The following is a 1232-nucleotide window of genomic DNA, read 5'->3' as shown; positions in this document are numbered from 1 at the left end:
TCGAGGAGGCGGTTGCGGAACTGGCGTTCGTATTCGGCACCGCCGTGGAGGGGGCTTTCGAAGGCGTCGAGGCCGCGGTGATACCAGTCGGCGAGGCGTTCGGTGGCGCTGCCGGCGAGGAGGGGGACGTGGATGCGGATGGTCTGGGTCTGGCCGATGCGGTCGAGGCGTCCGATGCGTTGTTCGAGGAGGCCGGGGTTGAGGGGGAGGTCGAAGAGGACGAGGTGGTGGGCGAATTGGAAGTTGCGGCCTTCGCTGCCTATTTCGGAGCAGATGAGGAGTTGCGCGCCGTCGGGCTCGGCAAACCAGGCGGCGTTGCGGTCTCGTTGCACGAGGGGCAGGTCTTCATGGAAGAGGCCGGTTTTGATCGCGGTGTTGGTGATGGTTTGCTCTTGGAGGGCGTCGGCGATGGCAATGGCTTTGCGCCGGGTTTTGCAGATGAGGAGGACTTTTGACGGGCGGTGTTGGTGGAGGAGGTCGGCGAGCCAGGCGATGCGGGGGTCGTGCTTGAGGTTGTAACGGAGCGCGTCGGTGGTGGTTTCTTCGGCGAGGAGTTCGCGGGCGTCGCGGGCGAGAAGGGCGGCGGGGGAGAGGGGGATTGAGAGTGACGCGGGCGTCTCGTCCGCATCAGAATCATCTGCGGGCGAGATGTCCGCGCCACGCGTAGGGGCTTCGCTTGCGAAGCCCGCGTTTGCAGGAGACGGCATCAAATGGCGTGCGCGGGCGTCGCAAGCGACGCCCCTACCTGCGGGCGAGACGCCCGCGCCACTTGGGAGGGGGAGCACGATGGGGCAGTAGTGGCGTTTGGGGAAGCCGGTCATGGCGGCACGGGTGTTGCGGAAGACGACACGACCGGTGCCGTGCTGGTCGAGGAGGGTGCGCAGGAGGGCTTCGCGCGCGCCGGGGCGTCCGGCGGCAAGGGCTTCGAGGTGCGCGGCGAGTCCGGCGGGGTCGCGGGTGAAGATTTTTTTCAGGGTGGCGTGGTCCTTGGCCGTGAGTGGCTTGGGGGTTGGCTCGCCGACGATTTTTTCGGCAATGGCGGCAATGGCGGTGAAGCCTTCGGTGTCGCGGAGGTATTGTTCGTAGTCGGAGTAGCGGTGGGGGTCGAGGAGGCGGAGGCGGGCGAAGTGGCCGGCCTGTCCGAGTTGGCGGGGGGTGGCGGTGAGGAGGAGGAGTCCGGGGACGTTGCGGGAGAGTTGTTCGACGAGGGTGTAGGCGGGGCTGGGGAGTTC

At 67.2% G+C, this 1232-nt stretch carries 1 protein-coding gene; it reads right to left on the bottom strand.

From position 1 onward, the window contains the following. Window positions 1-1232, bottom strand: a 1232-nt coding sequence (locus OBACDRAFT_RS24010; RefSeq protein WP_043589654.1) for a helicase-related protein, incomplete at both ends; no start/stop codon positions are given.

It is taken from the genome of Geminisphaera colitermitum TAV2 (assembly GCF_000171235.2).
Taxonomy (GTDB): Bacteria; Verrucomicrobiota; Verrucomicrobiia; order Opitutales; family Opitutaceae; genus Geminisphaera; species Geminisphaera colitermitum.
This window is presented reverse-complemented; position numbering and strand designations above follow the sequence as displayed.